Genomic DNA, 17,406 nt, shown 5'->3' with positions numbered 1-17,406 from the left:
GATTTTTTCACAAATAAGGGTGTTACCGTCCATTGTAGGGGCGCAAGCATGAGCGCCCCTACAGGTTTAAAACAACCATTATCCGTTAATCCACATGATGTTCGATTTGTATAGTGCGTAAGTCCTAATACCATATCACGTTGATAGGAGATACAAATAATTTCTCCTATGCCCTATGCCCCATGCCCCATGCCCCATGCCCTATGCCCCTACTCCTGATAGAGATTATGCTTAGCAATATAGGCTCTGACTGATTCTGGAACTAAGTAGCGAATAGATTGGCGATCGCGACAGCGTTTACGGACTAGACTTGACGAAATTCCTACTAAAGGTATATGTAATAATTGCCAATGTATGCTGCTTAACTGCTGAGTGAGATTTTGCTCGACTTGCTTACAGATCAACTCGCTTTCGTTTATAGTTTGACTACTTAAGGGCCGGGGTGCTATTAACCAATCACACTGTTGTGCTAATTCAGCTATACGATACCAACGAGGTAAGGTTTGGAACGTATCTAAACCTACAATCCAATACCAGTGAGTATTTATGTAAAGAGTAGACAATTCTAGAAAGGTGTTAATAGCATAGGAATTCCCGTTACAATTTACGTCGACTAGTGAGACAGTAAATGCCGGATTATCTGTTGTTGCTTTTTGCAACATTTCTAAGCGGTGTTCAAATAAAGCTGCTTGTTTATGAGGAGGATTAAGTGATGGAACCCAAATTATCTGTTCTAGGTTTGTCTGAAGTAAAGCTGTCTCGGCTACGATTAAGTGCCCGAAGTGGACTGGATCAAAAGTGCCGCCGAAAATCGCTATTTGCCGCATCCAATCACTTCTCGTACTTTATTTGATGTGAAAGCTATTAAGCCACAATATATCATCTTACCCAAATTTCCCCAGAATGTTAACAGAAAAATATGTATTTACTCGTAGTCATTTATTTCCAGATTCTTCCGAAATTTTCAGAATAAACATAATATCTGTTGGAGGAAGAGAAAAAATCCCCAGCAAGGGTAAAATCGTTTTTAATAAGCTAGGTAAGAGCCAAAAATTAACTGAGCTCTGGGGATGAACGGCATAGAGAGGCAGGATTCAGTGAAAATCAAATTCCTGTTATGATACCCGTGTTATTTGCAATTACTGTGTGGTGTGGTATTAGAGGAGTCATAAATGAAAAATTCAGTAGACTTTAGCGGCAGACCATTTCACTTTATTGGAATTGGTGGGATAGGTATGTCTGCTTTGGCATATGTGCTTGCAAAACTTGAGTTATCAGTATCAGGCTCGGATATCCGTCCGAACCAAATCACTCACAGATTAGAATCTATCGGAGTGCAGATCTTTAGTACGCAAGAGGCAAAAAATCTCGAATTCGTCCATCCTGAGCCAAAGGCTAAGGTCGTTGCGTTAAACACACAACAGGAATTACCTAGCGCTGTCAAAAACCAACTCCCTCAAGTCATTTGTTCAACAGCAATTAACACAAATAATTTAGAATATAAAGCAGCACAAGAATTAGGTTGCCCAATATTCCACCGTTCTGATGTATTAGCAGGCTTAATTGCGAATTACTATAGTATAGCAGTCGCAGGAACCCACGGCAAAACGACAACCAGCAGCATGATTGGTTATATGCTACTTGAAGCTGGTCTTGACCCAACAATTCTGGTAGGTGGCGAAGTAAATGCCTGGCAAGGTAATGCTCGACTAGGAAAAAGTCAATATTTGGTAGCAGAAGCTGATGAATCGGATGGGTCTTTAGTCAAACATACTCCTCAGATAGGCATTATTACTAATATAGAGCTAGAACACCCGGATCACTACCAAACATTAGAGGAAGTTGTTGATACTTTTCAGACCTTTGCCAAAGGGTGTAAAACTCTAATAGGTAGTATTGATTGTGCTACAGTCCGCGATCGCCTCAAACCAAAAATAAGTTATAGTCTCTACCCTGATACTGGGGCTGACTACACAGTTACCAATATTGACTATCGTGCTGATGGTACTACCGCTCTTGTTTGGGAAAGAGGCAAAACTTTAGGTTTGCTAAATTTGCGCTTGCTAAGTAAGCATAATCTCAGTAATGCTTTAGCAGCCGTAGCTGTTGGTCGGGCATTAGGTTTAGAATTTGGGGAAATTGCTAAGGGTCTTGCTACATTTGAAGGAGCAAAACGCCGTTTTGAGTGTAGAGGCCAAGTGAATGGTATTACTTTCATCGACGATTACGCTCATCATCCTAGTGAAATTCGTGCTACTTTAGCCGCAGCAAGTCTTCAAGTAAGACCAGAACAAAGAGTTGTTGCTATTTTTCAACCCCATCGGTATAGCCGTACGCTTGCTTTTTTAAATGAATTTTCTGAGTCTTTTACTTATGCTGATTTGGTTGTCTTAACAGACATTTACAGTGCAGGTGAGACAAATCCGGGGTTGGTTAATGGTGAAGATTTGGCAAATGAAGTGACTAAGCAGCACCCTAACGTTGTTTATCAACCATCTTTAACTAAAGTGTACGAATACTTGCTGCAAGCATTGCGCCCAGGAGATTTGGTGTTATTTCTAGGAGCAGGGAATTTGAATCAGATCATTCCGGAAGTTATCGCAACACTTAACGTGCCTGCTACCGCTATCTTGTGACGGCTAGAGAAGCTAGCACGTAACACATAGTATAGTGTCTACTTTTGTGAATTACCGCTGATTCAGCCTATTACCGTATTGATACGGCTTACAAACATCAAAAATTCAATTAATCTAGAAAATATGACAATCTCTCGGGCATCTGCAAATGTCTGCACATTCTCAGGCTTCAATACCACCAAACAAATACTAGATAATTCTGATCAAAGTAAGGAAATTAGTTTAATAGGGACTGATTGCAAGATCAGGTCTAAAGTCTCTCTAGCAGGATATACTTCTTACAGAGTTGGTGGTCCAGCCCAATTGTGCGTGACTCCTCGCAATTTAGAAGCTTTGCAAGCAAGTTTTAAGTATGCTAAATCACATCAATTACCAGTAACGATTTTAGGAGCAGGCTCCAACTTATTGATAAGTGATTGTGGAATATCAGGTTTAGTCATCGTAACTCGTCATCTTCGCTCTAAACATTTTGATCCAACAACAGGTTTGTTAACTGTAGCAGCAGGGGAGCCAATTCCCGGTTTAGCATGGGAACTAGCAGAACGAGGATGGCAAGGGTTAGAGTGGGCTGTTGGCATTCCTGGAACTGTCGGAGGTGCTGTCGTTATGAATGCAGGGGCTCACGGTGGCTGTATCTCAGAGATTTTAGTTAGCGCCCAAGTACTTTCATCTGATGGTACATTGGAAACTCTCAGCCGCGAACAGTTAGGTTATAGCTACCGTACTTCGATATTGCAAGGAAAGGATCGCATAGTTACTCAAGCAACTTTTCAACTCCAACCAGGTGCAGATCCTGTAGAAGTTTTGGCAACAACAAAGAGAAACAAACACCATCGGTTGAGTACTCAACCGTACCACTTACCTAGTTGTGGGAGTGTGTTTCGTAATCCCACAACTCATGCCGCAGGTTGGCTAATTGAACAGACAGGATTAAAGGGTTACCAAATTGGTAAAGCCCAGGTAGCAGAACGTCATGCTAATTTTATTGTTAACTGCGGTGGGGCTAGCGCTTATGATATTTTCACTCTTATCCGTCATATTCAAGAGGAAGTACAAAGGCGTTGGTCTATTTTATTAGAACCAGAAGTCAAAATGATAGGAGAGTTTTAAACAGTCAACAGTTATCAGTTATCAGTTATCAGCTATCAGTACTCAAAGCGTATGGTGGGATGATAACGATAACTGTTTAACTACTAAGAGTTGCAAATGTATTTAAGCAAACCTTCACAAGCATCAACCAGTAGATCAATCACTTGATTAAATCCTTCTGGACCGCCGTAGTAAGGATCTGGAACATCCTTAAGGGTATGCTTGGAGCAAAAATCGCATATTAAGTGTACTTTATGAGAAAATTGCCCTGTTGAATCAACAGCGAGAATATCGTCATAGTTTTCTCGATCCATGGCTAAAATTAAATCAAAGTCTTGCAAGTCGGACTTTTTAAACTGACGAGCTTGACCTTGTAACTTAATTCCTAGCTTTTGAGCAGCTGCAACACTCATACGTCGATCAGGTGGACTTCCAATATGATAATTGGAAGTCCCAGCAGAGTCACAGATTATACCTTCACATAACTTCTTCACAGGCGATTCATTCTTGATGGCCTGGGAAATTAGATGATTCATTATATTTTCTGCCGCAGGTGAGCGGCAAATATTTCCCAAACAGACGAACAGTAGTTTGTAAGCCATATTTTTTAGAGGGAGCAGGGAGCAGGGAGCAGGGAGCAGGGAGCAGGGAGCAGGGAGCAGGGGAAGCAGGCGGAGCAAGGAAGAAAAAAAGACAAATCTACCCAGTTTTGACTTTTGACTTTTGACTTTTGACTTCCCCGCAGGGGTGCCCCATGCCCAATCCCCAGTACCCAATCCCTAAAACCCAGGTAATTCTAGTCCACTAGTTAAATCTTCCATGCGCTCCCGCATTGTAGTTGTGGACTTGTTGTAGGCGTCTTTCATTGCTACTGTCACGAGGTCGGAAAGTACTTCTGCTCCTTCTGTAAGAGCATCTGGAGAAATTTCCACTCGTTTGGGTTCTTGGTTACCGCTGACAATCACTTTGACTAGACCACCGCCAGACTCTCCTTGAATCTCCATTTGCTCCAATTCCTCTTGGAGTCGCTTTGCACCTTCTTGAACTTGCTGGGCTTTTTTAAAGGCCTCAGCCAATTCTTTCATTTTTCCCAAGCCAAAGCCAAATCCTTGTCCTTTTCCTGTCATAAAACCTCGCGATATGTTTGGAAACCCGTTGCCTATGGTTAGCAATATGCTACGCTATAATCATGTTCGGGTGTGCTTTGAATAACAAATCAAATTCAATTATAGATGTCGTAGTCGAATTCTCCGCAACTTTACAAATTAGTACACCAATGTAAAACTTAAAACAAGCTAGTAATAGGGCTAGAGGATAAAAATTACATCGGTAAATCTTTAGTGACAAGGAGTTAATGCTACTCAGAACAATCTTTTTAGCATCCTGCAAACCAAGCACTTCTCTTGCTACCTGCCGACTTCTTGTGTAATTTCTCTTACTTTGATTTTTTCAAAAATCCCACCCTGGTTACGCGCAAACAGGAACCATCTAGCCTATAATAGGTCTTTATAGAACAGGTCAAAGTGTTTAGGAGGCAGCTATGCCTTCCAATTGTAGCTTTTGCTAATTGCTCGAATAAAATATCAGCACTTTATGACTTTAGCATAGCTGCTTTTATAAAGGCGAAGGATGTAGAAATTTTAAAATAAAGTTAAATTCTGTCAACTTTTTATGTATCAACCTATTAGATATATTTAAGATTTGCTTAATAAACCAAACTATTGGGGAGTTATCTAATGGTAATCCTGTCGTAGTATGAAACATAGGAGTACTATTCGTGCTTGTGCTCTGGTGATGTGCTCATGGAAGCAAATTTATTAATCACAAACGCTAGGGGTGTACTTTCCATGCCCTTGACAATCCTGGTGGTAGATGATGACCTGGGCACTCGTTTGTCTATTGGCGATTATCTTGAACTGTCTGGGTACTCGGTGCTTACAGCTGATAATGGCCAAGAGGCTTTAGCAATGGTAGAGAAGTGCCATCCTGATTTGATGGTCACTGATATTGTCATGCCACGAATGAATGGTTATGAACTTGTGCGTCGAATGCGTCAAAATCCTGCATTCCGTTTGTTACCTGTAATCTTGTTAACCGCACGAACGAAAACTCAGGAGAGAATTCTCGGGTACCAATCAGGGTGTGACTTATACTTACCTAAACCTTTTGAACTAGAAGAGTTAGCCGCAGCAATTCGTAATCTATTAGAACGATCGCAAATTATTCAATCTGAGTACCGTTTCTTTCAACAAGAGAATTTAGGAACTTCTGCTTCTCCTACAAAAGCTATAGAAGTTGATGACTCTAAGTTTAAGAATATGCAGCGCTCGGACATGTTATCCGCACTAACACCTAGAGAACAGGAAGTCCTAGAACTTCTAACTCATGGTCTTTCTAACGCCGAAATGGGTCAGCAACTACATCTGAGTCCTCGGACAGTAGAAAAATATGTTAGTAGTTTATTGAGAAAAACTGATACCAGTAATCGGGCTGAATTGGTACGCTTTGCAATTAAACATGGTTTAGTGGAATAGCTCAAAATGCTAAAGAACTCACACCACTGGCGCTGATATTATCCCTTTTGCTTCCAGTAGGGCTGCAATTCGTAAAATCAAAGCCTCATTGTATGGTGCAGCTATTAACTGGACACCTAAAGGTAAAGCGTTTGGGTGTTGAAGTGGTACAGATAAAACTGGCAAGCCAATGAAGGATAATGGTTGAGTAAATAAACCTAAATGGGGACGAACGAGAATTTCCTCGTTGTTTAAAATCATGGTTTGTTGGCCGATGAGGGGTGCTGAAATGGGTGTGGTAGGGGCAAGAATAACATCCACCTTTTGGAAGATTTCGTGAAACTGATCGCGAAACCATCTCCGAAAGCGTTGCGCTTGAATGTACCAACTACTAGGAATTAACGCCCCAGCAAGAAAGCGATCGCGTGTTGCTGGATCAAAATCCTGAAGGCGCGAGCGCAGCTGTTCCAAGTGTAAATTTGCACCTTCACAAGCTGTAATCACAAAAGCCGCTGCACGGGCGCGCTGAGCTTCTGGTATTGTTATACATTCAGTTATATCCAAGGCTTTAGCAACCTTTTGTACTGCTGCGAATGCTTCAGAACTGGCTTGTTGAATAAAATATTCGTCTGCAATTGCAATTCGCAAATTCGTAATATCTGGTAGAGATATTGTGTCTAAAGTCTCTACAGGAGGACGTTTTGTACAAACTGGATCATTATCATCTTCTCCTTGAAGCACATCAAAGACTGTAGCAATATCGCGCACCGAACGAGCAAAAAATCCAATATGGTCTAAACTGCTGGAAAATAAAGCCACTCCAGCGCGGGATAAACGCCCATAAGTTGGTTTCAAACCAAAAACTCCACACAAAGCTGCCGGAACACGAATTGAACCGTTAGTATCAGAACCCAAAGCTAGTGGAACCAATCCACCACTTACCGCCGCAGCAGAACCACCAGAGGAGCCACCAGCTACCCGGGTTAAATCATGTGGGTTACGGGTTGTACCATAATGAGTATTTTCCGTTACGAATCCATACGCGTACTCATCCATATTTAAAGCGCCCACCAATACAGCACCAGCTTGTTTCAGCTTTGCTATTGCTGTTGCATCTTGGGTTGCTGGAGGGTTTTCAGCATTTATTTTTGAACCTGCAAGCGTTGTTATTCCAGCAATATCGAAAAGGTTTTTTACAGCAAAAGGTACACCAGCAAGAGAACCAGGATTTTTACCTTGAGCAATTTCGCTGTCGATTCGCTGTGCATCAGCTAAAGCAGTTTCAACAGTCACAGTAGTGAAACAATTAAGCTCATGATCTCTTGCTTCAATTCTTCTGAAAGCAGCTTTAGTGACTTCGACTGCACTAACTTTGCCTTCTCTTACAGCAGTCGCGATCGCCACAGCATCGGCTTGTTCTAAATTCACGGCTCAAACACAGGCGCTACTTCAATATTATCTGGTAAAGGAAACTCATTAACAAGTTGCGCGATCGCTTGAATTTTTTCAAAGTTTGCCACTACCCCATCTCGATACTCATCCAGTAATTGCAAATCCACTAACAACGCCATCATATCCACATAAGAGTCTTGTATTTTCATCGTTTTATCAACTTTAAAGAAATCATTTTTTATTGATAAATGTTGGATGGAATAACATTGAACGAGTTCATGGTTTTGTCGTCCATGTGCAAATTATTGATGGTAAGATTTGGATTCAACGGGATGGTATTGAAGACGGAATTACACGAGAATTAGTTGCATCTGGTATTCCAAAAGATAAGATTGTTTTGGGTTTTCAACCACCTAATGCGCGCCCTTACACAGGTTATGCTGTTGCTTAAGTAGGACACTTAGAGGTTTTCATCAAAAAACCCCTAAGCATAGATCGTGATTATATTAGTACTCTACGGTAGAGTGTGTCGGTTAAAAAAGTTCCAACTTGTTCTACTGGCGCTAAAGCCAAGCTGATTATTTAATCTATTAAGACTACCATCACTTGAGGCACCACCAGGCCAAAAATGCCCACCGCCTACAACAGATGCGAGTAAAACTTCTGAGCCGCTTTTACAACTCGGGTAGCGAGCAATTCTAACTTTCAAGTCGCTTGAATTGCCATCAGCAAGTTGTCTGATCTGGGCTGAGGAGGGACATCCATTATGTGTTCGCCAAAAGCTAACCGTTGCAGGAACAGAACTCAGTGCACCTCGCTGTTGGGGATTTTCACCACGATAAGGTACAGAACGATCATTTGTGCCATTGATCATCAGCATTGATACAGGAGTGGGAGGCTGACAATTCGATTTGAGACGCACAGGAAGCGCACCAGCCACTGAGGAGAAAGCTGCAATTTTATTAGGAACTTTACAAGCTAAAGCTTGGGCAAGTATGGCACCTTTCGAGAAACCAGTCGCATAAATTCTATGGTTATCGACGTTTCTGATTTGTCCAAGATGATCAATTAAAGCCGTGGTAAATGAAACATCATTTGCTTTAGAATTAGGGCTGACGTTCCATTCCCGACCGATTCCATCTGGATAGGCGACCATAAACCCTTTTTGCTCTGCTAAAGTGTTGAATCGCGAAACGCGAGCAATTGAATGACCACTACCACCATGCCCATGAAACACTAAAACTAATGGCATTGGACGATTGGAATGATAAGACTTCGGGGTGTAAAGATAGTAGCTGCGCGATCGCCCTTGAAAATTTAACTGTCTATCACTACCACCATAAGCGATTTTTTTGGTAATAGTTTTTGCTTGTGCCGGAATTGCGTTGTAGCCTGCTACCAAGGTTATGGATAGTACGCTAACAAGAAGATGCTGAGGAAGTATGGTATTCAAATAGCTTTTCACGATTCAGTGTAATTAAACCCGATAATTAGTTTTACGTTGCTAGGTATAAGAAACCAGGGAGAAAATATTTTCTCCTATAGCAACTTATAAACCTAGAAGCTGCTGCTGACCTGTTAGAAATCAAGATACAGTAGTCAAGAGTGTTTTCAGATAAGGTTTTACGGTGGATCAATTCGCAAAGAAACTGATTGATTGGTACGACCATCATCATAGACTACTGCCTTGGCGTCATACGAGAAACATATATCACACTTGGGTGTGCGAAGTGATGAGTCAACAAACCACTCTAGCTGTTGTTGTCCCAAAATTCTCGGAATTTGTCAAGCATCTTCCTACCGTTTATGATCTTGCAACTTGTGATGAGGAGAAACTACGAGAACTTTGGTCAGGACTAGGTTATTATGCTCGTGCGCGGAACTTAAGGAAAGGCGCACAGTTTATTATTGAACAACTGAATAATCGTTTTCCTCAATCCTACCGCGAATGGCTACAAATTCCTGGGTGTGGTCCTTACACTGCTGCTGTAATTGCGAGCATTTGCTTTAATGAAAAAGTTGCCTGCGTTGATGGTAATGTCGTACGGGTGGTGAGTCGTTTACTGGGGTTATGTAAAGATGTGTGGAGTTCTTCTGGGAAATCAACCATTGAAGACTACGTTGCTTCGATGATTCCTGAAGAACGTCCCGGTGATTTTAACCAAGCGATGATGGAGTTAGGAGCAACTGTCTGCCGTAAAACAAAACCTAATTGTCCAGCGTGTCCACTACAGGAAAATTGTCTTGCTTTTGCAAACAATTGGATCGACATTTGTCCTCCCAAAAAGCCCCGACGTGAGCCAGTGAATGTAGAATTGTTTGCGATTCTTGTTTGGAGAAAGTCAACTGATAAACTCGCTATTGTAGATAGGAAAAATGGCTTTCTTTCAAAGACTGTGGGATTTCCATTGCTCCAGAAATTGGAAGAAACACAAGCAAAAGAAGTTTTGAAATCTCTCCCAAATCTTGATTTTTTTGAACTACCAACTAAATTTTCCCATGCGATCACCCATCATCGGATTTCTGGTAAAGTTATTCTTGCGCAAGAAATTGAAAACTTGAATTTTGATAGTTGGCAAAAGCTTGGTTTTACAGAACCATTTCACTGGTTTCCAAAAAGCGATATTGCTTCAAAACTATCTACTGCCTTCGATAATAAAGCTTTCAAGCTTTTTCTAGACTACCAGAAGGATTACGAAGAGGGAGCCGGGAATAGGGAGTGAGGGCTATGTGCAAAGCGTCTCCTTTTCATTCAGTCTTTTTGAATTGCGTAGCAGAAGCGACCAATTACAGGTTCTCTATTTTCCTCTTCCATTAATTCAGTTGTCAAGCTTTTGAGTTGTTCTAAAAACTTTAATATGTTTAACGTTTTTGAACCATCAGTTTTATTAATATCCGTAGAATTCCATGCTTCCCACCAAGGTTGTTTTTGTAAATCAGTTGCAATCGTATCTACAGTGAAAAAATAGATTCCTGAACCCATTTTTTTGGGATCAATTGTAGTTAAAAAGCTTATATTTTTTGAATTTTCATTTATAGAAAACTTACTTATCTGTAAGGCTTGTTGCAGGGATCTATCATTATTTTTATCTAGTTTTTGACGAAAAGTGTTAAAACTATCAATTTTCAGTTTAGTTTTAATAGAGCTATCGTCAAAAGGCAAAGTATAATTAAAAGGACTAAAAGGAACATCATAATTAAGAGAGATTTCCTGATGTTCTTTTTTCCCTATTTCAAGGATATCAATTGGTTCTGCATTTTTCTTCTCTACTAATATTTTTTTGTATTGAAGTGAAACAGGTCTTTTGATATCTATTGCCTTTGGTAAGTTGTTATCCAAACTACTAGGAAATTGTAAGGCTTTCTCAAAAATATAATTAGGAGAAAATATGATTGAGTTACTATCTTTTACTAATTGGCCACCGTCTTTAAACATCTTGGTAAAGAAGTACTCTATGTCAGAGTATTTACCTAGAAAAAGCGCGTAGAAAGGATGATATCTTTCTGACGGCTGACCTTTTGTGTTATAGTCAAAATTTGATTTTTGTACATCTTCGTTATAAATAGTGCCATTAAATTCACTTTTGATCGCTAAAATACCTACAGCGTATCCTTGTTTCACTTTCTCTGCATTAAGGTAATTTTTCTTTATTTCTTTACTAACTTTAGTGATATCACTGTCTTCCTGATATAAATCAGTAATAATGACTGAAAGTTGGTTGTTTTTGGCTGTAGTAATCGCTTTATCAATAGCAGTCTCCTGTAGTTTAGGGTATCGAGGGTCACGACCGTTATAGAAAGTGGCCAATTGTGTATCTTTTTCAAATTGGTCGCGGGTGATTGGCTGAATGTCGTTACCTAAACGGTTATATGTGATTTTTGCATTACTGAGTAAAAATGTGCTGTCCAGTAAGTCAAGAGTTTGGTTGTACCGGCTTTTAGTATCATTATTGACATAGCCTTCCATAGAAGGAGTACCGTCTACGTAAATGTTGATGGCAAGATGTTCTGATTTAGGAGGAGGGCTACTGAATACAGGTGGATTGCACGAAAAATCGACGGTAGAATGCTTACAGGCAGCTAGTAACACTGTAGTTGTAACTGCCAATATTATCCATTTTGGTTTAACCATGTAATCTTTCAATTCTTAGTCAATACTCAGTAGCAGTAAGCTTATAAGATGAAGTTATAATAATTAAGTAAATTAATTTAGCTTAAAGCTAAATTAATTTACCTAAAAACCATAGTATTATACTTGAAGTCAAAAAAGTTATTGGTGTATATTATTTTTTAAGGATTTTAGATCTCTATCAGGGGTAAAGGTGTAGTTTTCGTAGTGTAATATCAGTATAACTCGCCATTCCCAATCCTTTCGGTGCGTTAAAAACGTAACCGCAACCAATAAAGATAGTAAAGATTTGCATTTCGTTGAATTAACGTTCCGAAGTGCTGCTTTTACATATTGATCACTCTAAATAAAAAAATTATTAACGAAAAATGGGCCAAGCTAGGAGCAGAAATGAAAGCAGGTGAGATTACTCGGATCGCGGTTTTTAGCGTCCTAGGTGCAGGTATCATGTTTTTTGTACAACCTTGGGTTTACGAGAACAGGATAATCCGTATTAGTGACGTTTCTCCCGATGTTTGGTTAGAGGAGAGTTACACTTCTGGAGCGATTACTGTTTTTGCCGTATCAGTCATTTCAACGCTGATATGGTACCTGACGGCAGCAAAAGCCCGAGTTAAGGGATCTGCTGATGTTGAAAGGTGGCGTTTATTCTGGTGGATTTTCTTACTTCTACCTATAGCTAGTATATGTATAGCAATTGGCTTTTTTAATCAAAGCCAGGATGCACTTTTATCTTTGACGGCTCTGTATATTTTTGATATAATTTTGGTCTTTTGGTTGCCAACAGCAACTAGTTCTCCTGGTTTGTTAATGTATCTTCCTCCAGGCGCATTTATACTGCGTCGTCTTTTAGGAGCTTAGAAATGTCATTTTATATAATTGCAATTGGTGGTACTGGTGCTAAGTGCGTAGAAGCAGTCACCCAGGCATCTGCTATTGGTCTATTTACTGAAGAAGTCATTAAGGTTTTATTTATTGATGCTGATGAAACTAATGGCAACTTAGAGAGGGCTAGAAATAGCTTGAGCTTATATCAAAGGTGTTATGACTTTATTTTAGGGGATAAACAGCAACTTGGTTGGATGAAAACCCCAATTCAATCGTTTGATTTGTGGTCGCCTTTTACCAATAAAAATATAAATAAAAATCTCGCTTCGTTTTTTAGTTACAACACCCTGAAGCAAAATAATGAAGCTCTGGGGAACTTATTCGATGTTCTCTACACCAAGGATGAACTAGAGGCTGATTTAGATGTGGGTTTTCGAGGTAGACCTGCTATCGGATCAGCGGTTATGAGTCGGGTAAATTTAGATGATTTAGATCATGAACCTTGGGGTACTATAATTTCCCACATCGAGAAGGATGTCAGTAGCGGTAAGTATCCTAAAATATTACTTTGTGGTTCAATGTTTGGCGGTACTGGGGCTTCTGGATTGCCAACAATTGGTCGTCTAATAGCAAATAAGCTGGAGAGAGAAAATGTCCGTGGACGAGTGAAAATAGGCTGCTTATTTGTACTACCGTATTTTGGCTTTTCTCCCAAAGCTGGGAATAATCCAGAGCAAGTGTATGCTCGTGCTGATCAGTTTTTGCTTAATACTGAAGCAGCTTTACGTTATTACGTGAATCAAGCTAAGCAGTTCGACACGGTTTATTTGCTAGGAAATCAGAATTTTTCTCAATACGAATTCAGTATCGGCAAAAAGACGCAGCGTAATGAACCACACTTTATCGAACTTTACACTGCCTTAGCAGCACGCCATTTTTGGTTAAATACCCCAGCAAAACCAGGAGCAGTAGTATTAATCAGTCGTCAGAATAAGAGTAGGCTATTTTGGAACGACCTTCCAGATCACGACGTGGTTAAATCTAGCTTGGTGAATGCAACTCGTTTTGCTTATCTTTGGCTGACCGATATTGTTCCAGAATTAGTAAAGGCTAGAGACATGGGGGTAAATAAATTCCAAAGAGTTGCTCCTTGGTTTAGTAAGTTTTTTGGTTCTGGGCAAGATGGGATAAGTAGTTTTCTTCCAAGAACACAGAATTTACCTGATTTCAGTGAGTCTAAACAACAGGATGGGATTAAGATTATTGCTAGTTGGTGTAAAGATTATCTCCGCTGGCTTAATGATATCCATAGTTGTGAAGGGGATGATATTCAACTATTTGATTTGAGTACTGACGAATTATCCAAGTTGATTATCGGCGATCAGCGCGATCGCAGCACTAAAGCGCAAGACAACCCACAAAGGTTAAAAGAAGCACTATTAGACACTAGGAACATCCCGTTTTTTAATCCAGGAACGGCGGGTCTAGCACAAGCTTTATATATACTCTGTAAACTCAACAATTTAACTTAATTTATGTATAACGAATTTAATCAAGAATTTATTTTATTGTTACCAAAATTAAAGCCTGATTGTGATGTAAAAGCTAGTGTTCAATTGGGGAAATGGGATGAACGACAAAGCAAAGTCTTTGCTGATGTTGCTTCTAGTTTAGATTATGAAGCTTTCGGTGTCACTAAGAGCGTAAGTTCTGTGCCTACAATGTGGGCGCGTCCTTTGTTGATGGAGATGGCTTTACATAATCAAGGTCATCCCCTACATAAGCAAATGATAGCACAGTGGGAAGGAATGTTGGCTGCGATCGCTCTAGCAGAAGCGAGAGGATTTCCTTTAACTGCTCAACTGGTGGAATTAAGCGATTTACTACACGAAGACTTTGCAGACAGTTTATTTCAACTATTACCCGATATCGATAACGCTCTATATACCTTAAATGGTAAGCACCCTTGGCAAGATATTTACTTATTTTTATGGGATAAACGCTCTGTGGGGATGACTACACCGAGTGCGATCGTTGTACCTTGCGAGGGGGGACAATGGACAGGTTTACCTTGGTGGAATAAGAATGACAAGGTATTAGTATCCCCCCAAAGTTATCTCAATGAAAGTGAGAAAGCTTTACTATGGGGGTGGTTAGAAAACCTTCGGCAAGAGTTACCTCAGCATAATGGCAAAAAGAACGCCATTAACATGATGGGACGACTAATAAGTGAATTCCAATCGAATTTGAAAGGAAATCATCAGGAATCACTCAGTTTTAGCAACGATCCTCAATTTTTTGGTGTTCCTCTTAATCGAGGAGTGTTAAAAGCACTGAATCGTCCTATCAAAGCATCTGAAAAACCTTCTGGTGTTCGTTTAATAGCCAGCCAAAACAAGCAAGTAAAACCCTTATTAATTATTGACACCGAAATTGCTAGCGCTTGGCATGTTGCGCCGCAAGACATTTGGGTTTATGGGGGTAAAACCCTAGCATCGTTGTCTATCAATGATTTGCGTACAGGAAAATTGATGTGGCAAGATGTGCGCTGGATTGAATCCAAAGATTTATTTTTGCCAGAATTTGTGTTTATTGACCAAGAAGATGCTTTACCTGGAGGTTTTATTCCTCAGGAGACGGAACCTTTTGTTTTCAATGGTCAACGCATCACTCCTCTGCTTCCACTCAACCCTATCTTGCTAGAGTATTTTACACCAGAGGACTTGATCAGCAAATTAAAATTTCAACCTCTGCACGAAAAAGAAGGTTCTACGTTAAGGGTGATTCTCGATTTGCCTTTGACTGGCTTCGATGATGGAAAACCACCCCAGAATTATCGTGTATATAAAGATTACTTAATTAAACAAGAAAATGCTTTACCTGAAGTCCCGGTTTTAGAGGTTTGGCCTGATTTTCGCACTAAAGGGTGGCATGAGTATTATGCTTTTTATTATGATGCTGAATATAAAGATGAAACTTTTCAAGTAAGTTTACCTGAAGCTAAAGAAGCAAAAATTTTCCAAGAAGGAAGAGGTTCGTATCAAGTAGCTCGCTTAGATGAGTTTCCTTCGTTAATAAGTTGTCAAGATAGGCTAGGAAACCTTATTGGGTTAATTTTACTCCAAACTCCAGAAGAAACTCAACTAAGAAGTTCTTGGCAAGTGGGAGTAGATTTTGGCACGTCTTTCACTAATATTTATGTCAACAAAAATGGCGTTGCAGAACCCTTGCAGCTAGAAAATTTAATTCTTAAGGTCACGGAAACCCAAATAGATACTCGCTTACCAGTTTTATTTGAATACTTTATTCCGGAAAATTTTATTCCAGCAGATAAGCCCTTACCTCTATCGAGTGTAGTGACAACTAGGGGAAGCACAGAAACACGAGAAGATAAGCTTCGTCATATCTTTGACGGTCGTATTTACATTCCTGATCGGAACCGATTTAAACCCCAAGAAAACTGGATGAAAACGAATCTCAAATGGTCAAGGGATAATCTGTCTTTCAATCAGTTATTTCTTAAACATTTAGCAATACATATCTCTGCTTTAGCCGCAAAACATGGTATAAAAACAATTCAGTGGAGTCTTTCTTATCCGTCAGCTTTTTCTCGCCGTGATAAAAATCTTTACGCTCTTACTTGGGAAAATTTAACAAAGGATCTTGAAAATAGGACAGGAATCAGCCAGATTTGTCCAGACACTTCAAATACAGACTTTTTCCGTACTGAAAGTTTAGCCACTGCTCAATATTTTCGTGACCAAGAAGGACATCGATTGATCAAGACTACTTGTATTGATCTTGGAGGTGGAACATCAGATATTTCTGTATGGGAAGAAAATAGATTAGTACATCAGTGTTCTGTACAATTAGCAGGTCGGGATTTATTTTCTCAATTTTTAGAGATGAATCCTCAGTTTCTTGAACGGAGATTTGAAGTTAATCTTTCTGATTGGAGAGGGCTGAGGGGAGGTGCATTTAATGCAAAGCTGGATGTTTTGCTTCGTCTAGAAGGGGATAATTGGTTACAAAATATCAAACCTCACGTAGAAGATGAGGAAGATTTCCAGGGATTAATTAGGTTAACAGCAATTGGTACAGCAGGTCTGTACTATTATGTGGGAATCATCCTGAAAGTTCTTTATGAAGAAGGAAAATACAAACGTGAGGAAATCACGCCTGTTTATGTAGGAGGAAATGGATCTCGATTTTTAAACTGGTTAGCAGAAGGAGGACAGTTTAATAATAATTCCGAAGTCAATTTATTACTCAGTCGTATGCTCAGCAAAGGTTCTAAATTTGATGATACCGAAGTCATCACGCGATTGAGTAAGAGCCCCAAAGATGAGGTTGCTTGTGGTTTAGTTTTAAATGAAACTAAAATCGCAGGACTAGATAGAAAGATAAAAGATTCATTGATTGCAGGAGAAAGTTATGAACTAAATGGTGAAGTATTTCATAGCCAAACACGTTTAAATTTTGAGGAAGAAGATATTTTTTTAGAAATTCCTAATTTGACTAATCTATCCCAATTTCTCTATGACTTTCATACTGCTTTAAAAGAATTAGAAATTGAAGGTATTACACCCTTAGCAAATTACATTCGCATTCCAAACCAAGATAAAAATAGTAACCTGTGGGGTGAGGTCAAAGATGAGTTAACTAACTTGCTATTAGACAAGAAGGGGAAATCAGAAAATATTCGTTTTGAGCCTCCATTTATCTTAGGCTTGAAAGCATTACTTAGGGTTTTAGGTAGAGAGTGGGCAGGAAAATGAGGGGATTTTCAGGAACAAACCTGGATGTGGCTGCCACAAGG

At 39.7% G+C, this 17,406-nt stretch carries 14 protein-coding genes and 1 pseudogene; 8 read left to right on the top strand and 7 right to left on the bottom strand.

Annotated features, from left to right (window positions below; all coding sequences use genetic code 11):
- Positions 1–209 precede the first annotated feature (209 nt).
- A complete protein-coding gene (nadD, locus tag G4P69_RS31625; protein WP_208353573.1) occupies positions 210–827 on the bottom strand; it encodes a nicotinate (nicotinamide) nucleotide adenylyltransferase in 618 nt (205 codons plus the stop codon).
- 345 nt (positions 828–1,172) lie between these two features.
- Here nadD and murC point away from each other — a divergent pair, with 345 nt between their 5' ends.
- Together murC and murB are read left to right on the top strand one after the other, a co-directional pair.
- Complete coding sequence (gene murC / locus G4P69_RS31620) at positions 1,173–2,636, top strand: UDP-N-acetylmuramate--L-alanine ligase (protein WP_208353570.1); 1,464 nt, start codon at positions 1,173–1,175, stop codon at positions 2,634–2,636.
- 123 nt (positions 2,637–2,759) lie between these two features.
- The gene (gene murB, locus G4P69_RS31615) at positions 2,760–3,746 is read left to right on the top strand and encodes a UDP-N-acetylmuramate dehydrogenase (protein WP_208353566.1); all 987 of its coding nucleotides are present in this window, start codon (positions 2,760–2,762) and stop codon (positions 3,744–3,746) included.
- 83 nt (positions 3,747–3,829) lie between these two features.
- Here murB and G4P69_RS31610 read toward each other — a convergent pair whose 3' ends face one another.
- The gene (locus G4P69_RS31610; protein ID WP_208353562.1) at positions 3,830–4,327 is read right to left on the bottom strand and encodes a low molecular weight protein-tyrosine-phosphatase; all 498 of its coding nucleotides are present in this window, start codon (positions 4,325–4,327) and stop codon (positions 3,830–3,832) included.
- A 177-nt stretch (positions 4,328–4,504) separates the two neighbouring features.
- A complete protein-coding gene (locus G4P69_RS31605; RefSeq protein WP_208353559.1) occupies positions 4,505–4,852 on the bottom strand; it encodes a YbaB/EbfC family nucleoid-associated protein in 348 nt (115 codons plus the stop codon).
- A gap of 720 nt (positions 4,853–5,572) precedes the next feature.
- On the opposite strand from G4P69_RS31605, the gene G4P69_RS31600 reads away from it, so the two are divergent.
- Positions 5,573–6,259, top strand: coding sequence for a response regulator transcription factor (locus tag G4P69_RS31600; protein ID WP_208353550.1), 687 nt, complete (start codon positions 5,573–5,575; stop codon positions 6,257–6,259).
- Positions 6,260–6,277: 18 nt separating this feature from the next.
- Here the strand turns inward: G4P69_RS31600 and G4P69_RS31595 are convergent, their stop codons facing one another.
- Positions 6,278–7,666 (bottom strand): AtzE family amidohydrolase, encoded by a 1,389-nt coding sequence (locus G4P69_RS31595; RefSeq protein ID WP_208353546.1) that lies wholly within the window; start codon positions 7,664–7,666, stop codon positions 6,278–6,280.
- Entirely contained in the window at positions 7,663–7,839 is a 177-nt protein-coding gene (locus G4P69_RS31590) for a DUF4089 domain-containing protein (protein WP_208353540.1), read from the bottom strand. The genes G4P69_RS31595 and G4P69_RS31590 overlap by 4 nt, the downstream gene beginning before the upstream one ends.
- A gap of 29 nt (positions 7,840–7,868) precedes the next feature.
- Here G4P69_RS31590 and G4P69_RS31585 point away from each other — a divergent pair.
- A pseudogene (locus G4P69_RS31585) lies at positions 7,869–8,081 on the top strand (element excision factor XisI family protein); the annotation flags it as partial.
- Positions 8,082–8,144: 63 nt separating this feature from the next.
- On the opposite strand, the gene G4P69_RS31580 reads toward G4P69_RS31585, so the two are convergent.
- Positions 8,145–9,083, bottom strand: a complete 939-nt coding sequence (locus tag G4P69_RS31580) for an extracellular catalytic domain type 1 short-chain-length polyhydroxyalkanoate depolymerase (protein WP_208353526.1) — start codon at positions 9,081–9,083, stop codon at positions 8,145–8,147.
- 175 nt (positions 9,084–9,258) lie between these two features.
- On the opposite strand from G4P69_RS31580, the gene G4P69_RS31575 reads away from it, so the two are divergent.
- Positions 9,259–10,353, top strand: coding sequence for an A/G-specific adenine glycosylase (locus G4P69_RS31575; RefSeq protein WP_310834206.1), 1,095 nt, complete (start codon positions 9,259–9,261; stop codon positions 10,351–10,353).
- A 29-nt stretch (positions 10,354–10,382) separates the two neighbouring features.
- On the opposite strand, the gene G4P69_RS31570 is transcribed toward G4P69_RS31575, so the two are convergent.
- Complete coding sequence (locus G4P69_RS31570) at positions 10,383–11,762, bottom strand: hypothetical protein (RefSeq protein WP_208353523.1); 1,380 nt, start codon at positions 11,760–11,762, stop codon at positions 10,383–10,385.
- A 387-nt stretch (positions 11,763–12,149) separates the two neighbouring features.
- Here G4P69_RS31570 and G4P69_RS31565 point away from each other — a divergent pair, with 387 nt between their 5' ends.
- Genes G4P69_RS31565 through G4P69_RS31555 form a run of 3 tightly spaced genes read left to right on the top strand, consistent with a single transcriptional unit; the run spans position 12,150 to position 17,365 of the window.
- The gene (locus tag G4P69_RS31565; RefSeq protein WP_208353520.1) at positions 12,150–12,620 is read left to right on the top strand and encodes a hypothetical protein; all 471 of its coding nucleotides are present in this window, start codon (positions 12,150–12,152) and stop codon (positions 12,618–12,620) included.
- 2 nt (positions 12,621–12,622) lie between these two features.
- A complete protein-coding gene (locus G4P69_RS31560) occupies positions 12,623–14,119 on the top strand; it encodes an FtsZ/tubulin family protein (RefSeq protein WP_208353518.1) in 1,497 nt (498 codons plus the stop codon).
- 3 nt (positions 14,120–14,122) lie between these two features.
- A complete protein-coding gene (locus G4P69_RS31555) occupies positions 14,123–17,365 on the top strand; it encodes a cell division protein FtsA (protein ID WP_243903102.1) in 3,243 nt (1,080 codons plus the stop codon).
- Positions 17,366–17,406: the final 41 nt, after the last annotated feature.

This window comes from Aetokthonos hydrillicola CCALA 1050 (assembly GCF_017591665.1).
Taxonomy (GTDB): domain Bacteria; phylum Cyanobacteriota; class Cyanobacteriia; order Cyanobacteriales; family Nostocaceae; genus Aetokthonos; species Aetokthonos hydrillicola.
This window is presented reverse-complemented; position numbering and strand designations above follow the sequence as displayed.